Annotated in this window: 16 protein-coding genes; 5 read left to right on the top strand and 11 right to left on the bottom strand. The window is 38.5% G+C overall.

Annotated elements, in window-relative coordinates; genetic code table 11:
* Positions 1 to 619: 619 nt before the first annotated feature.
* Positions 620 to 2,803 (top strand): AAA family ATPase, encoded by a 2,184-nt coding sequence (locus AACQ38_RS06020; RefSeq protein WP_165577669.1) that lies wholly within the window; start codon positions 620 to 622, stop codon positions 2,801 to 2,803.
* Here the strand turns inward: AACQ38_RS06020 and AACQ38_RS06015 are convergent.
* Together AACQ38_RS06015 and AACQ38_RS06010 are read right to left on the bottom strand one after the other, a co-directional pair.
* Positions 2,800 to 3,048: a type II toxin-antitoxin system HicB family antitoxin gene (locus AACQ38_RS06015; RefSeq protein WP_165577668.1), complete on the bottom strand. Its 249-nt coding sequence runs from the start codon at positions 3,046 to 3,048 to the stop codon at positions 2,800 to 2,802. The two genes, AACQ38_RS06020 and AACQ38_RS06015, sit on opposite strands and share 4 nt — an antisense overlap.
* Before the next feature lie 380 nt (positions 3,049 to 3,428).
* A complete protein-coding gene (locus AACQ38_RS06010; RefSeq protein ID WP_165577667.1) occupies positions 3,429 to 3,872 on the bottom strand; it encodes a DUF2335 domain-containing protein in 444 nt (147 codons plus the stop codon).
* Positions 3,873 to 4,534: 662 nt separating this feature from the next.
* Between AACQ38_RS06010 and rlmA the strand changes: the two genes are divergently transcribed.
* On the top strand, positions 4,535 to 5,353 hold the full coding sequence (gene rlmA, locus AACQ38_RS06005) for a 23S rRNA (guanine(745)-N(1))-methyltransferase (RefSeq protein WP_165577665.1): 819 nt from the start codon (positions 4,535 to 4,537) through the stop codon (positions 5,351 to 5,353).
* A gap of 66 nt (positions 5,354 to 5,419) precedes the next feature.
* Here rlmA and mntP read toward each other — a convergent pair whose 3' ends face one another.
* From mntP to pabB, 9 genes are all read right to left on the bottom strand, one after another.
* Positions 5,420 to 6,001 (bottom strand): manganese efflux pump MntP, encoded by a 582-nt coding sequence (gene mntP / locus AACQ38_RS06000; RefSeq protein WP_011146923.1) that lies wholly within the window; start codon positions 5,999 to 6,001, stop codon positions 5,420 to 5,422.
* A 425-nt stretch (positions 6,002 to 6,426) separates the two neighbouring features.
* The gene (locus AACQ38_RS05995; protein ID WP_011146922.1) at positions 6,427 to 6,885 is read right to left on the bottom strand and encodes a DUF986 family protein; all 459 of its coding nucleotides are present in this window, start codon (positions 6,883 to 6,885) and stop codon (positions 6,427 to 6,429) included.
* 82 nt (positions 6,886 to 6,967) lie between these two features.
* A complete protein-coding gene (locus AACQ38_RS05990) occupies positions 6,968 to 7,834 on the bottom strand; it encodes a PTS mannose transporter subunit IID (RefSeq protein ID WP_011146921.1) in 867 nt (288 codons plus the stop codon).
* A 13-nt stretch (positions 7,835 to 7,847) separates the two neighbouring features.
* Entirely contained in the window at positions 7,848 to 8,648 is an 801-nt protein-coding gene (locus tag AACQ38_RS05985; protein ID WP_011146920.1) for a PTS mannose/fructose/sorbose transporter subunit IIC, read from the bottom strand.
* A 58-nt stretch (positions 8,649 to 8,706) separates the two neighbouring features.
* Positions 8,707 to 9,690 carry a PTS mannose transporter subunit IIAB gene (gene manX, locus AACQ38_RS05980; RefSeq protein ID WP_011146919.1) on the bottom strand — a complete coding sequence of 328 codons (984 nt, stop codon included), beginning with the start codon at positions 9,688 to 9,690 and terminating at the stop codon, positions 8,707 to 8,709.
* Positions 9,647 to 9,772 carry a hypothetical protein gene (locus tag AACQ38_RS05975; protein WP_255562913.1) on the bottom strand — a complete coding sequence of 42 codons (126 nt, stop codon included), beginning with the start codon at positions 9,770 to 9,772 and terminating at the stop codon, positions 9,647 to 9,649. The genes manX and AACQ38_RS05975 overlap by 44 nt, the downstream gene beginning before the upstream one ends.
* 540 nt (positions 9,773 to 10,312) lie before the next feature.
* A complete protein-coding gene (locus AACQ38_RS05970) occupies positions 10,313 to 11,677 on the bottom strand; it encodes an L-serine ammonia-lyase (RefSeq protein WP_011146918.1) in 1,365 nt (454 codons plus the stop codon).
* A gap of 174 nt (positions 11,678 to 11,851) precedes the next feature.
* Positions 11,852 to 12,415 (bottom strand): CoA pyrophosphatase, encoded by a 564-nt coding sequence (locus tag AACQ38_RS05965; protein ID WP_011146917.1) that lies wholly within the window; start codon positions 12,413 to 12,415, stop codon positions 11,852 to 11,854.
* On the bottom strand, positions 12,412 to 13,782 hold the full coding sequence (pabB, locus tag AACQ38_RS05960) for an aminodeoxychorismate synthase component 1 (protein WP_165577664.1): 1,371 nt from the start codon (positions 13,780 to 13,782) through the stop codon (positions 12,412 to 12,414). Before pabB ends, AACQ38_RS05965 begins: the two co-directional genes overlap by 4 nt.
* A gap of 139 nt (positions 13,783 to 13,921) precedes the next feature.
* Between pabB and AACQ38_RS05955 the strand changes: the two genes are divergently transcribed.
* From AACQ38_RS05955 to pip, 3 genes are all read left to right on the top strand, one after another.
* A complete protein-coding gene (locus tag AACQ38_RS05955; protein WP_011146915.1) occupies positions 13,922 to 14,101 on the top strand; it encodes a YoaH family protein in 180 nt (59 codons plus the stop codon).
* A 107-nt stretch (positions 14,102 to 14,208) separates the two neighbouring features.
* Positions 14,209 to 14,583: a protein YebF gene (yebF, locus tag AACQ38_RS05950; protein ID WP_011146914.1), complete on the top strand. Its 375-nt coding sequence runs from the start codon at positions 14,209 to 14,211 to the stop codon at positions 14,581 to 14,583.
* A gap of 73 nt (positions 14,584 to 14,656) precedes the next feature.
* A complete protein-coding gene (pip, locus tag AACQ38_RS05945; protein WP_011146913.1) occupies positions 14,657 to 15,610 on the top strand; it encodes a prolyl aminopeptidase in 954 nt (317 codons plus the stop codon).
* Positions 15,611 to 15,746 lie beyond the last annotated feature (136 nt).

Below are 15,746 nucleotides of genomic sequence, written 5' to 3'. Positions count from 1 at the left end.
ATTGGGTGGCATTTTAAACTTGCAATAACAGGGGGTTGGTTGTTGTCTAGAACGAGAACTAAATATCAGTTAGTATCGGATCTATGTCTTGTTTACAGTTTCGACGTATCGTAACAGATCGATAAGTATTAAATAAGGAACCTCTCCACTGTCATTATCAATGTAATTAATGGGTTGCAAGGAAGAGTGAGCCGCCGCTTACTTAATCATTAACGTCTAGGCCAAGAACGGAAGTGCTGAATCACATTTTCCCACTGCCCATAACGAAAACGACGGTATTTACGAACGAAGACTGACTTTTGTCTGTTCATATTTCCTCCGTTATTTCTAACGACAGTGCGGACCACTGACAATCCTTAAACCTAACAGTTACAAGCATGTAATCTGGATAGCTAAGGAAAATAGGAAAAACGACAGCTCACAATGGATAGTATACAATAAATGTAAAGATATGGAAGTGTTATAATTACATGAAATTGAGAATTATTATGGCTAATTCGTGTGACACTCGACCATACCGGTGGTATAGGTATGTAGTCAATTGAATTTATAAGGTGTTTAAAAATATTAGTTTTTATGTTAAAACATGGGAATTTCGTGTATTTAGAGAGAAAATGATATGATTAAATCGTTGACTATATCTGGAGTTGCTACATATTTGAAAGAGCATGTTGTTGAAATTGATACAAATAAAAAAGTGAACTTATTTTATGGGCAAAATGGTTCTGGGAAATCTACTCTAGGGCGTTATCTGCAATCAATTGATGACAGCCAATTTTTGAATTGCTTGCATGAGCCGAGAAAGAATCAGTTAGATATATTAGTATATAATAATGAATTTATCGAAAGAAATTTTTATACTCATAGTCATCCGGGAATTTTCACTTTGAATGAGGAAAATATAGAAGCAAAAAAAATAATAGAAAGTAAAAGAAATAATAATTCTACTTTAAATGAGAGAAGGAATGTCTTATCTAATAATATTAATGAGTCTAAAGGAGAGATTTCTAGGCTCAAAAGTGAATTGAAAAATTTAGTTTGGGATTATGCTGCGGATTATCGAGATAATAGTAATCCATTGCATCATTATCTGAGAGGTTATAAGAAGAGCAAAGATAAATTTTTCGAAAAAATTCTTGAGTATTCCTGTGATATACAACAAGACATATCACGCTATTCCTTGGAAAAAGAAGTAAATGAATTATTTTCTAATGAGGTAAACTCACTGAATTATTGCACTGAAATTGATAATTATATATATGAAATTGAAACTGATGAAATATTTAATGAGATGATATTAGGTACTAACGATTCATATCTTTCAGCTCTCATAATCAATTTAAATAGCTCTGATTGGATTAAGAAAGGATTGGATTATTTAAGTCTTAGTGATAATAAGTGTCCATTTTGTCAGAAAATTATTCCAATCGATTTTGGGTTAGAAATAAATAAAATATTCAATAATACATATGATAAAAAAATAAATTCAATTAAGGAAAAACTTACTTCATATCAATTTAAGTGTGATAATATTTTTAACGTATTAAAGCAGATTAATCTAGATGAAAGGTTTTTTGATAAAGATAATTTCTATAAATTAACATCTGAGTTGAAAAAAGAAATTCATAATAATATTAGTCTGATTAAGGAAAAAATAACAACACCTAGCAAATGTCTTGAGTTAACTAAAACTAATTATCTTATTTGTGAGATAAATAAGATAATTAATAATATTAACTTAAAGATTAAGGAGTATAATTTAAGATTATCAAACAGAGAGAATTATAAGAAAGAGCTGGAGGTTAAATTTTGGTCGATGCTAAAGAATGGCCTTGTTTCTTATTTCAATTCTTATAAGTTAGAAGTAATAGAATTGGAAAATAAGATAAAAAACTATAATGCAGAGTTAGATAGTATTATTAGTGATATTGATGAAAATAAAAAAATAATAGCTGATAATTTAGCCAGAGTAATTAACATTGATGCTTCAATTGAGAATATTAACAACACACTTCTTAAGATTGGTATTACTGGGTTTCATCTTGAGAAAGTTCATGAGAACTCTGATACATATAAACTAGTACGAAAAGATAGATTAGAGAATGATGTCTACAAGAGTCTTAGTGAAGGAGAAAAGACATTAATAGTTTTCCTTTATTTTATTGAGTATTGTAGTGGCTCAATTCAGAAAGATAATTTTTCACAGAATTCTGATAAGATTATTGTAATAGATGATCCTATTTCTAGCCTTTCACACAATCATGTATATGATGTGGCATCTTTAATTCAACAAAAAATAATAGATGGTGGATTTTCACAGATTTTTATTTTAACACATAATTTATTCTTCTTTCACGAGCTAATTAAAATTAAATGCCATAATTCAGAATGTCCTAAAAATTATAATTTATTTAGAGTGACTAAGAATGAGTATAGTATAATTTCCGAAATGAAACCCAATGAAATAAAGAATGATTATCAGTCATTTTGGCAAGCATTGAAGGATGCAAAAGCAGGAGTAACATCACCTGTTGTTATACCTAATATGATGAGAAATATATTAGAGTATTATTTTACTTTTATCCATCAAGAGGATAGCTTAAGAAAAGCTATCGATAAGATATGTGAAAAAGAACCTGAATACAAAGCGCTGTATCGTTTTATTACTAGAGGATCTCACTCTGATGGTATCAATATTAATGATTATGGGCAAATAGATATACGGCTTTATTTTAATAAATTTAAAAAAGTATTTGAGGAAACTGGATTTCATTCTCATTATGATAAAATGATGAAAGATTAAGGATTCGTTAAGATTGGAGAGGGAATACGTAAGCTGATTTTACCACTGGCTGTGCGTTGAGGGCTGAGTCCATGTTCAGCATAGTAAGTCAAATAATCATCTATTGTCTTTTCAAAAGCAGTGAGTAATTCGCTCACACTATCAGCATGAAAATCGGTCACATCACTAATGCCAGCAATATGACCGATTAAACATTGATCTTCATCGCTATATTCAATTTTTGCAGCATAGCCTTTATATATCATATATTCATGGTGTGATTCCTATAACCTTAAGAAATATATTGGCATCACGTACCGGATAGGGTTTATCTTCCTTAAGTTATATTAAGATATCTCAATTATCAATTTATCTGATATTTGTGACTATTCTACTAATGAAAACGATTAAATTAATGATAAAAAATTTATTATAAGACATTATATTGATTTTTTATGAAGTAAAATTTTAATAAATGATGAGGTAATAGAGTGAGAATTATATATAACCACCAATAGCTTACTGATGGTGCTCCTCTTTTTACTAGCCCTAATTGTTAGGCAGAGTAAAAGTTTATGACAATATACCCGTTATCTTTCAAGTTGCTTCTTTGTTGGCTGCACTCACTTACCCCGGACATCGTTATCTATGCTCCCGGGGATTCCCTCCCTTGCTGCCGCGATGCATCTTGAAATCCATAGGGTATAAATGGTTGCGGATTTCTATTTAAAACATAAATAATCAGAATCGTTGTTACAGTGCCGCTTCCGATAATTGCTGCTAACCAATTATGTCCGTTTAAACCTAAAATTAAAGCGACAGACAGAGAGATAAAAGTAAGTAATAGCCCATAATTTTGTCCTCTTATATTTTTTCTTATCGTTTGTTCTAAAACGACTTTTTCCATCTCGTGTCTGTGCTTCTGTTGTTGTTCGATCAGCGTTAGAAATCGGTCAGCGGCTCCCTTTGTATGTTGTTCATAAAGCGTTAATATTTCTGAATCAGGCAATTGATAATGTAATGGATTGATACCACCTTGATTAGATTGTTTTGCTATTTTAGGGTGTTTTCCGATGACTATTTTTCTCATATATCGTCTCTTTCCCTGTAGATAATATGATTTCATCATTGAATTGTTTTAATACCGTAGCAAAGTCTGCACGGACTTTATCCAGATCATCTGCTAGAGTTTCAACGTCACTTTTCTGTGAGATAAGTTCACAATAGTTTGTGTTGGGCATAATATCGAATTTCGGTGAAATTGATCTTAATTTATTAAAATATTGTATGAAAATGTTCATTATATTATCTGCATTATTAGCTGTTTCTATTAGTTAAATGACTTACTGCCTATCCCAATAGAGCTATTTTATTTGCCCTTCTTTGCCATAAAGAGCGAACCTGGGCAGTGCTCAAAATCCTCACGTACTACGTGTACGCACCGGTTTTTCCGCGCTGTCCGTGTTCACTTTTCATTGATAAGAATGGTCTGCAACAATTACGCCTATTGAGATAGGTTCTTATTAACAATGATATTTTATTTTGATTGAAGAATCATACCCGATAAATATATTTATGCCATAGAAATATTGCGGGCCGTTTCAAAAAAAGGACTGAAAATAATGGAATATAATTTCATTCAAGATAATGATTAGTTGTTTATATAGAATTATTAATTAACATGATTTACGACGATAAGTATCAGAATATGCTATAGTGCTGGCTGGTTTTCGCTGATATTTTTGGAATCTTATGTCTTACCAATGTCCCTTATGTCATCAATCTTTATTGCTCATTCGACAGCAATGGCGCTGTGAGAATAATCATCAGTTTGATTGTGCTAAAGAAGGGTATGTTAATCTGATGCCCGTTCAGCATAAAAGGTCCAAGGAACCGGGGGATAGCCCGGAGATGATGCAATCAAGAAGAGTGTTTTTGGATTCAGGGCATTATCAACCATTACAACGACGGGTTTCGGAATTACTGGAAAAGTATCTGCCAGAAAATGCGGAGAGTTTGTTGGATATAGGATGCGGTGAAGGTTATTACACTGCTGCGGTTGAAGCACAGTTAAGCAAGAGACGTAATTTTAAAATCTATGGGTTAGATGTTGCTAAGATTGCGGTTCGTTATGGCGCTAAGCGCTATCCGGTTGTTAGCTTTTGTGTTGCGTCGAGCCATCGCTTGCCATTTGCCGATCAATCGCTTGCCGGGGTGTTAAGAATTTATGCGCCTTGTAAAGCGGAAGAGTTGGCAAGGGTGGTTAAGCCACAGGGAATTGTTTTGACAGTCACTCCCGGTCCTCGCCATCTTTATCAGCTCAAGGAGTTGATTTATCAAAATATTCATCTTCATCCATTGAAGGCGGAACCGTTGGAAGGATTTGAATTGATAACCGATGAATCGTTATCTTATCCAATGAAATTAGATGGTCTGCAAGCGTATCATTTATTACAGATGACCCCATTTGCCTGGCAAGCAACAGAAGATGTGAAAAATAAGTTGGCAGATAGAGCGCTGTTTGAATGTGAAACTGATTTTATATTGCGGGTCTATCAACGCCTTAATTGATCAAGATTTCAGCCCAAAATATATACCCTATGGCTTTACAGGTGTAAATATTTTGGGCTGGCGGCGTTATTTTGCGTACATAAATAATTCTAGATGTTCAAACAAGATATTGAAGCCAATTGCAATTAGAATCAGCCCACCAATAAGTTCAGCGCGTTTGCCTAACCGTGGGCCAATATAACGGCCAATTAACATACCCAATGTTGCCATAATCATTGTCATCATTCCGATAGCCATCGCAGTATGTACGATATTGACTTCAAGGAACGCTAGCCCAATACCAATTGCCATTGCATCCAGGCTGGTGGCAATGGCTGTTGTTATCAACACAATTGAATTATGGCGGCAGGGTGACTCACACTTTTTTTCCTGCTTTGTTTTGAAACTCTCTGTAATCATTCTACAACCCAGAATGAATAACAGAGTGAAAGCAACCCAGTGATCCCACTCTATAATATATTGGCTGGCATAAAGCCCTAGAGACCAGCCAATCAATGGGGTACAGGCTTCTGCCAAACCAAATATTAAACCGGTACGGATTGCTTCACGAAAATGCGGTCTATGTAGTGCGGCCCCTTTACAAATTGAAGCAGCAAAGGCATCCATTGAAAGTGCTAAAGCTAGGATGAGGGTTGCGTACATATTCATTAATATAGCCTCGGTTGGGTGTTTCCATATACATATAACCCACCCCCAACCAATGATGGTGCTATATGCAATGGTCTTGCCAACCGAATTAATAGCTATCTCATTAGACTATTTCATTTGCTATTTTTAGCAACAATAATGCCTGTTAAGATAGCAATAAGGTTACCCGCACCACGTTTATTTTGTAACGAGCGTGTTGATACGGGCTTTTCAGAAAAATTAACTAAATCGTTTCTCTGAAACAGGCTACTCCCCATGACAATTTAAAAGATAGCACAATAATTCAAAAAGGGAAAATAATATTATTTTTAGGGTTAAGGTATGATATTGATAATAATTATCATTATCTGTTTTATGGGAAAAATAAAAGTCAGCGTAAGGCTGACTGTTTATTGTCTATTTTTTTATTTATTATTTTTTCTTATCTATCTGTTTTCGATGAGAAATTTATAAATTCTTTCTAAATCATCAATTTGGCTTACTGATATATATAATTTCTTGTTTTCTAAACCAATAACCAGAATGCCATCTTCAGATAAATTCATGGTTTTTATCCGGCTATAGGAAATAAAGGTATTTGCATAGAAGAAACCGTTATTTTTAAAAAATAATTTAGGCGAACGTATATAGGCAATATAAATAGTCACCAAGATAGTAAACAGCAATAAATATGTGGTTAAACGGCTACCATAAACAGTAATATTATTATAAACAACAATAAGTATCAGGATAATAAAGATGAGTGCATCAATTTTATGTTTTCTTTTTAGCTTTATTTGTAAGTGAGTTTTCCCTTTTAGAAAATTCACCACGAATTCATCATAAACAGCAAAAGCTAGCATGAGTACGATTAAACCAGTTAATGCTATATCATTAAGGTTCATTCCTTATCCCTGCATTGTTATAAAAAAGAAAATATGGGGAGGAGTGCCTCCCCGAATGATATTGTACTAAAAGATCATTGTACTAGAGACCAAGGAAACCAAATCTGGCACCAATAATCCCCAGAATAAAGAAGCCAATAATGATCCACAGCGCATTGACTTTATGTCGTAATAACCACATACAAGCAAATGTCAGTAAAAGTGGTACCAAGCCTGGCATCAATTGATCGAGGATATTTTGAACCGTGGTTATTGTCTTTTCACCTGTCTGTTGGTTAGGAATTTCTGATACAACCAGCGGGATATTGACTTTCGTCCATTTATTAACTAACGCCCCCATAACAAATAGACCAAGGATTGATGCTCCTTCGGTCATTTTTTGCAGGAAGCCACCACCCATATCCTGAACGATATTGATCCCTTTCTTATAACCATAAGAGATACCTGAATAAAGAACCAACAGGCGTACTAGGTTGAATAAGAAGAAGAATAAGACAGGCCCAAGCCAGCTACCGCTCATTGCCAAGCCCGCACCCAAAGCAGCAAATACTGGGCGGACTGTCCCCCAGAAAATAGGGTCACCAACACCGGCCAATGGCCCCATCAGACCGACTTTGATACCGTTAATCGCACCATCATCGATCGTTGCGCCATTAGCACGCTGTTCCTCCATTGCCAGGGTGACACCCAGTACAGGTGCGACGACGTAAGGGTGAGTGTTAAAGAATTCAAGGTGGCGTTTGAGTGCCTGTTTACGCTCATCGGTATTTTCTGGATACAAACGACGAAGAGCTGGCACCATAGAGAAACAGAAACCCAAAGCCTGCATACGTTCAAAGTTCCATGAACCTTGAAACACATTAGAACGGAGAAATACACCACGGATATCACTGGGTGTCAGTTTTTTCTGGCCTGCTGTCTGAGCAGTCGTTTTTGTTGTATCTAACATGTTGCTCATCCTTTTAATCTAATTCGTTATCAAGGTCGTTATTGGTGTGTCCAGGGGCAGCCGCTACCTGAGATTTGTTATATTTAGGGCTTAGCTGGATGTACAGCACGGCCATAACAATACCAATAATGCCTAATGCAACCAGGTTAAAATCAGTGAATGCTGCTGTGACGAAACCGAGATAGAAGAAGGGCATTAGGTAACCGGCACGCATCATGTTGATAACCATGGCGTAACCCACAACGACGATCATTCCCCCAGCGATATTCAAGCCATCGGTTACCACTTTTGGAATAGAAGCAAGTAACTGCTGGACTTCGTTGGTGCCAACCGATAGTGCAACGATTAGGGCAGGGATGGCGATACGCATAGCCTGGAGCAGTAATGCGGATAGATGGATAAAGCTAATCGCACGCAGGCTGCCACGTTCTGCCGCGTTGTCAGCAGCATGCTGAAAGGCGACTGTGATGGTACGTACAATGATAGTCAGCACTTGCCCCGCTGCTGCCAGTGGAATGGCCAAAGCGATACCTTCACCAATATCACGACCACCCGCGATGACCAAAATCGTTGAGATGATTGATGCTAAGGCCGCATCCGGGGCAATTGCAGCACCGATATTCATCCAGCCAAGAGCGATCATCTCTAGTGTACCGCCGATAATGATACCGGTTGTCATGTCACCAAGAATGATCCCGATTAAGGTACAAGCCACGAGTGGGCGGTGGAATTGAAATTCATCAAGAATGGAATCCATTCCGGCTATACAAGCTACGATGAATATCAATGCAATTTGAACAACGGTAATTTCCATTGTTTGTCTCCTGTAACCAAATTAAATTTGGTAAGAAATTTTTGTCGTTGAGTAATAGTTAAATTGCTCTGATCTGATTTTCGTTTTTAACCTTCTGGAGTAGATCCATCATTTGTAAGCGGCTGTCACTGGCAACTTTGCGGGCTTCAAGTTCAATGCCTCGTTCATTTAGTTTTTTGAAGGCTGCAATATCGGTTTCATCAACGGATATTGCGTTGTTAACTTGCGTTTTTCCTTGACGGAAAGCCATTCCACCAATGTTGACAGAAGTGATATCGACACCGTCTTCGACTAAACGCAAAACATCTGTTGGGTTTGTAAACAGCAACATGACACGCTCATTGGCATATTTCGGGTTGTTATAAACGCGAACACATTTTGCAACATCAACAACGTGAGCACTGAGCCCCGGTGGAGCAACTTGTTTTAGCAAGGTGGTACGGACAGTATCAGCAGCAACTTCATCGCTGACGACAATGATCCGTTTGACATTGGTTTCTTTTGTCCAACGAGTAGCAACCTGACCATGAATGAGGCGGTCGTCAATTCGAGCCAGTGCAATTTTCATATGACCACCGGCTGATGGTGCAAATGAAGGTGCCGCAACGGATGCCACGGGCTTGGCGGGTTCAGCTATTTGAGGTTCTTCTGTTTTCAGGGCCCGGATGCCTTCTTTCCCGGTTTCCAGAGCAACGGAAACCAGTTCTGCCAGAGATGGGTCATCATCTCGACACATAAAGGTTTCAACCAACATTGGAACGTTAACTCCGGTGATGATCTCATAATTCTCTTTATCTACGGCGATACGGCTAGCCGCATTGAATGGACTTCCTCCCCATGTATCGACAAGAAACAGTACACCTTGCTCTGTATTAAGCGTTTCCAGTTTACTGTTGTATTTTTCAAATAAGGTATCGGCATTTTCACCAGGAACGAAGTCAATGTAAGAGACATTTTCTTGCTCTCCAATTAACATCTCTGCGGTATGAAGCAGTTGCTCAGCCGCAGCTCCGTGTGTGCCAATCATAATGGCTATACTCACCTGTTTTCCCCTCTATTAACAATATATACCCGTTATCTTTCAAGTTGCCTCTTTGTTGGCTGCACTCACTCACCCCGGTCACATAATTATCTATACTCCCGGGGATTCGCTCCCTTGCCGTCGCGATCCATCTTGAAACCCATAGGGTATAAACGCAGGATTATTACACAGTTACTGCAATAAATTTGATGAATCATTCCTCCAATAAAAATCTTATTTGTACGAATAATGACCTTTTATCAATATGATACCTAAATATTTGACTTGATTTAGACTTTATCTCTTATTGACTGAAAAAATCGGCTGTTAGATTAACATTAGAAATACCAGAGGAAAATTGCTGTCAGTCAGAAAAAATGAAATAGATAAAAATGTTAACCACAAAACAATTTAATAAGCTAAAAATTGCAAAATTAATTTATAATTATCTGTAATTTGCTTATTGTTAGATATTTATTCTGCCATCGGTAGCATCTTATTAATTTAAAATTGAAAAAATATTCATCTTTTTAGATCAAAAGATGATCATTTTAAGTTTTGGTCAAAAAATATCCCAACCATAGGGTTGGGATATTTTCATTGCAGAAGCATTTACTGATTAAAAAACAGGTTATTTATTTGATTAATCACACTGAACCTTAATTGCCAACCCACCGCGGGATGTTTCACGATATTTGGCGTTCATGTCTTTGCCTGTTTCGTACATGGTTTCAATAACTTTATCGAGAGAAACGCGCGGTTCACTGGTACGGCGCAAAGCCATGCGTGCAGCATTGATTGCTTTTACTGAAGCAATGGCATTTCGTTCAATACAAGGTACTTGTACTTGGCCTGCCACCGGGTCACAGGTAAGGCCGAGGTTATGTTCCATACCGATTTCAGCCGCAATACAGACCTGTTCAGCGCTGCCACCGAGCAGTTCAGCAAGGCCGGCTGCGGCCATTGAGCAGGCAACACCTACTTCCCCTTGGCAACCCACTTCAGCGCCAGATATCGATGCATTCATTTTATATAGGATGCCAATAGCGCCAGAAGCCAGGAAATAGCGGATATAGAGCTCTGGTGTTACAGGTTCAATACAATGGTTGTAATAAGCGAGTACGGCAGGAACAATGCCACAAGCGCCGTTGGTTGGTGCGGTAACAACACGCCCACCCGCAGCATTTTCTTCATTGACTGCCAAGGCAAACATATTCACCAAATCCACGACATTCATTGGATCATTAGACAAATTGTTTGATGAGGTCAGCATACGATGTAATGCCGCTGCCCGGCGTGGTACACGCAGTGGGCCAGGTAAAATCCCTTCGGTGTTCAAACCACGTTCAATACAAGCCTGCATGGTATCCCAGACATCGGCAAAATAGGCATTAATTTCTTCTTTGCTGTGGAGATCCAGTTCGTTTTTCATCATTAAACCGGAAATAGATAACCCGGTTTTATTACAATTCATCAGTAATTCTTTTGCTGAATTGAATGGATATGAAACCGGTTTGGTATCCTGAGAGGGTTTACCAAAGTGCTCTTCATCAACAATAAAACCACCACCAATCGAGTAGTAGGTTTTGCTATAAACTTTTTTGTCCCCCGCGAATGCGTGAATTTGCATGCCGTTTTCATGTAATGACAGATTATCACTTCGGAAAACCATGCCGCTATCACGTGGGAAATCGACTTCATGTAAACCGTTGGCTAGTTTAATACGCTGTGTTTGCTCTACATCACGAATAAAACCGGGGATCGAATCAATATCAACGGTGGCGGGTAAATTACCTGCCAGACCCATGATAATGGCGATATCCGTATGATGACCCTTGCCGGTTAATGAGAGTGAGCCGTAAACATCGACGGCTACACGCGTGATAGAAGGCATTAATCCCTGGTTTACCAGATCGTCGACAAACTGTTTGCCGGCTTTCATCGGGCCAACCGTATGAGAGCTAGATGGGCCAATACCGACCTTAAACATGTCGAAAACGCTAATCACGCTAGACTCCTTAAAAAAGATAGAAATGATATAGTTATATATATTGAGGTACGCTACTTTACTGTGATTTAGTAGTGTTGATAAGGGAGTTTACAGGTTTTTTTGAATTATGATAGCAACAGCGATAAAGATGGGTAAAAAAAATACAAATTTGTTATCCTTAAATGATTTGGATCAAACCTGAACTTGTTGAGCTAATTGATGAATTATTGTCGCTGTTAATCCCCAAATGAGATGCTGCTGATACCAGTAAAAATAGACACGATGCTGCTGACCACGGCGACTAACATCAAGATAATGATAACTCGAAAGTGAAAGTGCTTCAGATAGAGGAACTTCGAATATTTTGGCAACTTCTGCCGGGTTGCTGTGGAGGGATAATCCGGGGGGCAATAATCCGACAATAGGCGTTACCAGATAGCCGCCGCTGCTATTTAAAGGGGCGAGTTGTCCCAGAACCTGAACTTTCTGATGAGGTATGTTAACTTCTTCTTCCGCTTCCCGTAGTGCTGTCGCGATTATTGATTTATCTTTAGGATCAGCAACGCCCCCTGGAAAGGCGACTTGACCGGCATGTGATCGTAAAGTGGCTGAGCGTCGGGTCAATAATAACGTTGGCTTCGGTTTGCAGATGATTGGTAATAACACCGCAGCATGGCGGTTGTTATCTGAAAGCCGTTTAGGTGGTGGTGGAAGTTGTAACTGAAATCTGTTAACGAAATCAGACAGTGATATCATATTACTTTTATTTTCCCTAGTTGCGGTAAGATACGATTCAACTTATCAAATGTTTCCTGATACTCTTTTTCAGCAATGCTGTCGGCAACGATTCCGCCACCGGCCCAGCAATATATTTTTTCTTTCTCAGTTAAGAGGGTACGTATGGTGATATTGCTGTCCATTGTGCCACAGAAACTAATATAGCCAATTGAACCACAATATCCATGTCGGCGGTGAGGTTCAAGCTCTTCTATTATTTCCATTGCTCTGATTTTAGGCGCTCCGGTAATAGAACCACCGGGAAAGCAGGCGCGTAATAAATCCGTAGCATGTTGTTCATTTGGCAGTGTTGCGGTGATTGTGCTAACCAGATGATGAACGGCAGGGAATTGTTCAACTAAAAACAATTCAGGAACTTTAACTGACCCCGGTGTGGCTACCCGGCCAATATCATTACGCAATAAATCGACGATCATCAAATTTTCAGCCTGGTCTTTTTTCGAGGCGGCCAGTTTTACAGCTTGCAGTACGTCCTTTTCTGTATCACTTAAGCGCGGTAATGTTCCCTTAATCGGGCGAGTTTGAATTTGTTTATTCTCCAGGAGTAAAAAACGTTCAGGAGAGACGCTGATAACGCTGTTTTCCGGTAAACGAATAAAGGCGGAAAAAGGTGCACGGTTGTTCTCATTAAGTTTTATGAATGCTTGCCATTCATCTCCTTGGTAATCAGCGCAAAATCGTTGTGCCAGGTTAACTTGATAACAATCACCACTTAACAGATAGTGATGAATGCAGTTAATTTTCTCATGATATTGTTTGGCACTCATATTTGATTGCCACTCACTGGTCAACGTAAAAGCCATTTTTGGCGAAACTTGGTGAGAAGTAAGCCAGTTCAGGTGCGTGTCAACATCACTGTAGCTGAATAAAATCACCTCTTTTTTGTGATGATCAACAATCAGCGCCCAGTCATAAATACCGATTGCCATATCTGGAAATGACAACTCATTTTTGGCTTGTGATGGTAACTCTTCAAGGTAGCGCCCAAGATCATATCCCCATAGACCTAGCGCACCGCCCTGAAATGGCAAATCAGGATCACGCTTTGCTGTAATATTTAATTTTTCTAGTTGTCTTTTTAGCAGGTAAAAGGGATCTTCCTCAGTAATATAGCTATCGCCATCTTCATTTATTTCAGTTGATTTATTATGACTAAGCAGTGTTATCCGTGGTTCTGCAACCAGAATATCGAACCGATTATGAGGATGGTTGGCAGCACCAGAATGGAGCAGCATTGCCCAAGACTGATTTGAAATCGGCGCAAAATAGTTGATGGCAGCGTCTGGTTGATAGGGTAATTGCCGTTTTTGTAGTGAAATGCTCATTATCGTGTTGGTTTAGCAGTTGTAATGCAAAAGTGAGTCTTGATTTTAATCCTTACAGATTAACATAGAAATCCATTCCTTACTTGAGTTAAAAATCGCTATACTCTTCGGCATAGATCACTTTATAGAGGTTATTATCATGTTTTCAGCGATGCCAGCTTTATCCCATGAGGAACAGCAACGAGCAGTAGAAAAAATTCAGCAATTGATGGTTGAAGGAATGAGCAGTGGCGAAGCGATTGCGTTGGTTGCACAAGAACTTCGTGAGCGGCATCGAGGAAAAGAGCAGGTTAATGTGGTGTTTGATGATGAAAAATGAACATAATTAAATTATTTATTTAACAATAATCACACATTTGTTTTACCTGACATGTTAGGTTAGCTCCATATTTAATCTCTTATTTTGAGATATTAACGGGAGGTAGTATGAAAACATGTCATATCATTAACAGAGTTGGCCTATCAGGTGTTGCACTTTTGCTCACTGTTTCATTCACAGTATCTGCTGTGTCGGAGAACAAACGTGTTGATAAATTTATTTCTTGTGACAATTTAACTAAATCGCAAATTGCCGCTCAAGTAAAGCGTGATTTTCTGCAAAACCGCATTAACCATTGGTCAGAAGATAGAAAGCAATTGGGAACTTCTAAACCAGTGGTGTGGGTAAAGGCGGAAAATATCACTGGCGATAAAGAGATATTAAAAATTCCGCTGACTGTTCGTGGTTCTAAGCGTGACAAAGATTACCGTGTTGTCGTTGATTGTCAGCAAAATACGATTAGCTATAGTGAATTGAAATAACATTTTCTGATAGTTATCTCTACCCGTCATTTGACGGATACCAGATTTGGTGTTAGCCAGTAAAGGAAATGTTATGTCAGAATTGAAAAAATTATATCCGGCTTGTGAAGCTTATCGTTCGGGGTATTTGGATACAGGCGACGGTCATCAAATTTATTGGGAATTGTGTGGTAATCCTGTAGGTAAGCCGGCTGTATTTATTCATGGTGGGCCGGGCGGTGGTATTGCCTCTTATCACCGTCGGTTATTCGACCCAAAGAAATATCATGTCATGTTATTTGATCAGCGTGGTTGTGGGCGTTCAAAACCTCATGCCAGCTTGGAAAATAATACCACTTGGCATTTAGTTGAAGATATTGAGCGTTTACGTCAATTGATGGGAGTCGAAAAATGGCTGGTATTTGGTGGTTCGTGGGGTTCAACTTTATCTTTAGTTTACGCCCAAACTCATCCTCAACACGTTTCTGAATTAATTCTTCGGGGAATTTTCTTACTGAGGCCACAAGAGTTGCACTGGTATTATCAGGATGGTGCTTCTAATTTCTTCCCTGACAAGTGGCAACGAACGGTATCTATTTTATCGGAGGAAGAACGAAAGGATGTGATCAAAGCGTATAATAAGCGGCTGACTAATCATGATCTTCGGGTGCAATTAGAAGCCGCGCGTCTCTGGAGTTTGTGGGAAGGAGAGACGGTAACATTGCTTCCTTCAAATAGTGTAGAGTGCTTTACGGAAGATGAGTTTGCTTTGGCATTTGCTCGGATTGAGAACCACTATTTTATCAATGAGGGTTTTATGAATGAGGAGCAGCAACTGTTGAATAATATTGACGTTATACGGGATATTCCGGCAGTTATCATTCATGGCCGGTATGATATGGCTTGCCGGGTGCAAAATGCCTGGGATCTGGCGCAGGCATGGCCGGAAGCGGAATTACATATTATTGAAGGAGCAGGGCATTCATTTGATGAGCCGGGTATTTTACATCAGCTTATTAGTGCAACAGATAGGTTTGCCGCTCAGTAATTGGATATATACCCAATGGATTTCAAGATGGATTGCGACGGCAAGGGAGTGAATCCCCAGGCTCATAGAGAACTATGTGACTGGGGTGAGCGAGTGCAGCCAACAAAGAGGCAACTTGAAAGATAACGGGTATAAC

It is taken from the genome of Photorhabdus sp. RW14-46 (genome assembly GCF_963887965.1).
Classification (GTDB): Bacteria; Pseudomonadota; Gammaproteobacteria; order Enterobacterales; family Enterobacteriaceae; genus Photorhabdus; species Photorhabdus laumondii.
Note: the sequence above shows the minus strand (reverse complement) of the source record. Positions and strands in the feature narration are given on the sequence as shown.

Bases quoted from the DNA above. Each gene is read 5' to 3' on its own strand.
- AACQ38_RS06020 (WP_165577669.1), top strand. From the start codon at position 620: ATGATTAAATCGTTGACTATATCTGGAGTTGCTACATATTTGAAAGAG.
- AACQ38_RS06015 (WP_165577668.1), bottom strand. From the start codon at position 3,048: ATGATATATAAAGGCTATGCTGCAAAAATTGAATATAGCGATGAAGAT.
- AACQ38_RS06010 (WP_165577667.1), bottom strand. From the start codon at position 3,872: ATGAGAAAAATAGTCATCGGAAAACACCCTAAAATAGCAAAACAATCT.
- rlmA (WP_165577665.1), top strand. From the start codon at position 4,535: ATGTCTTACCAATGTCCCTTATGTCATCAATCTTTATTGCTCATTCGA.
- mntP (WP_011146923.1), bottom strand. From the start codon at position 6,001: ATGAATATGTACGCAACCCTCATCCTAGCTTTAGCACTTTCAATGGAT.
- AACQ38_RS05995 (WP_011146922.1), bottom strand. From the start codon at position 6,885: ATGAACCTTAATGATATAGCATTAACTGGTTTAATCGTACTCATGCTA.
- AACQ38_RS05990 (WP_011146921.1), bottom strand. From the start codon at position 7,834: ATGTTAGATACAACAAAAACGACTGCTCAGACAGCAGGCCAGAAAAAA.
- AACQ38_RS05985 (WP_011146920.1), bottom strand. From the start codon at position 8,648: ATGGAAATTACCGTTGTTCAAATTGCATTGATATTCATCGTAGCTTGT.
- AACQ38_RS05965 (WP_011146917.1), bottom strand. From the start codon at position 12,415: ATGATATCACTGTCTGATTTCGTTAACAGATTTCAGTTACAACTTCCA.
- pabB (WP_165577664.1), bottom strand. From the start codon at position 13,782: ATGAGCATTTCACTACAAAAACGGCAATTACCCTATCAACCAGACGCT.
- AACQ38_RS05955 (WP_011146915.1), top strand. From the start codon at position 13,922: ATGTTTTCAGCGATGCCAGCTTTATCCCATGAGGAACAGCAACGAGCA.
- yebF (WP_011146914.1), top strand. From the start codon at position 14,209: ATGAAAACATGTCATATCATTAACAGAGTTGGCCTATCAGGTGTTGCA.
- pip (WP_011146913.1), top strand. From the start codon at position 14,657: ATGTCAGAATTGAAAAAATTATATCCGGCTTGTGAAGCTTATCGTTCG.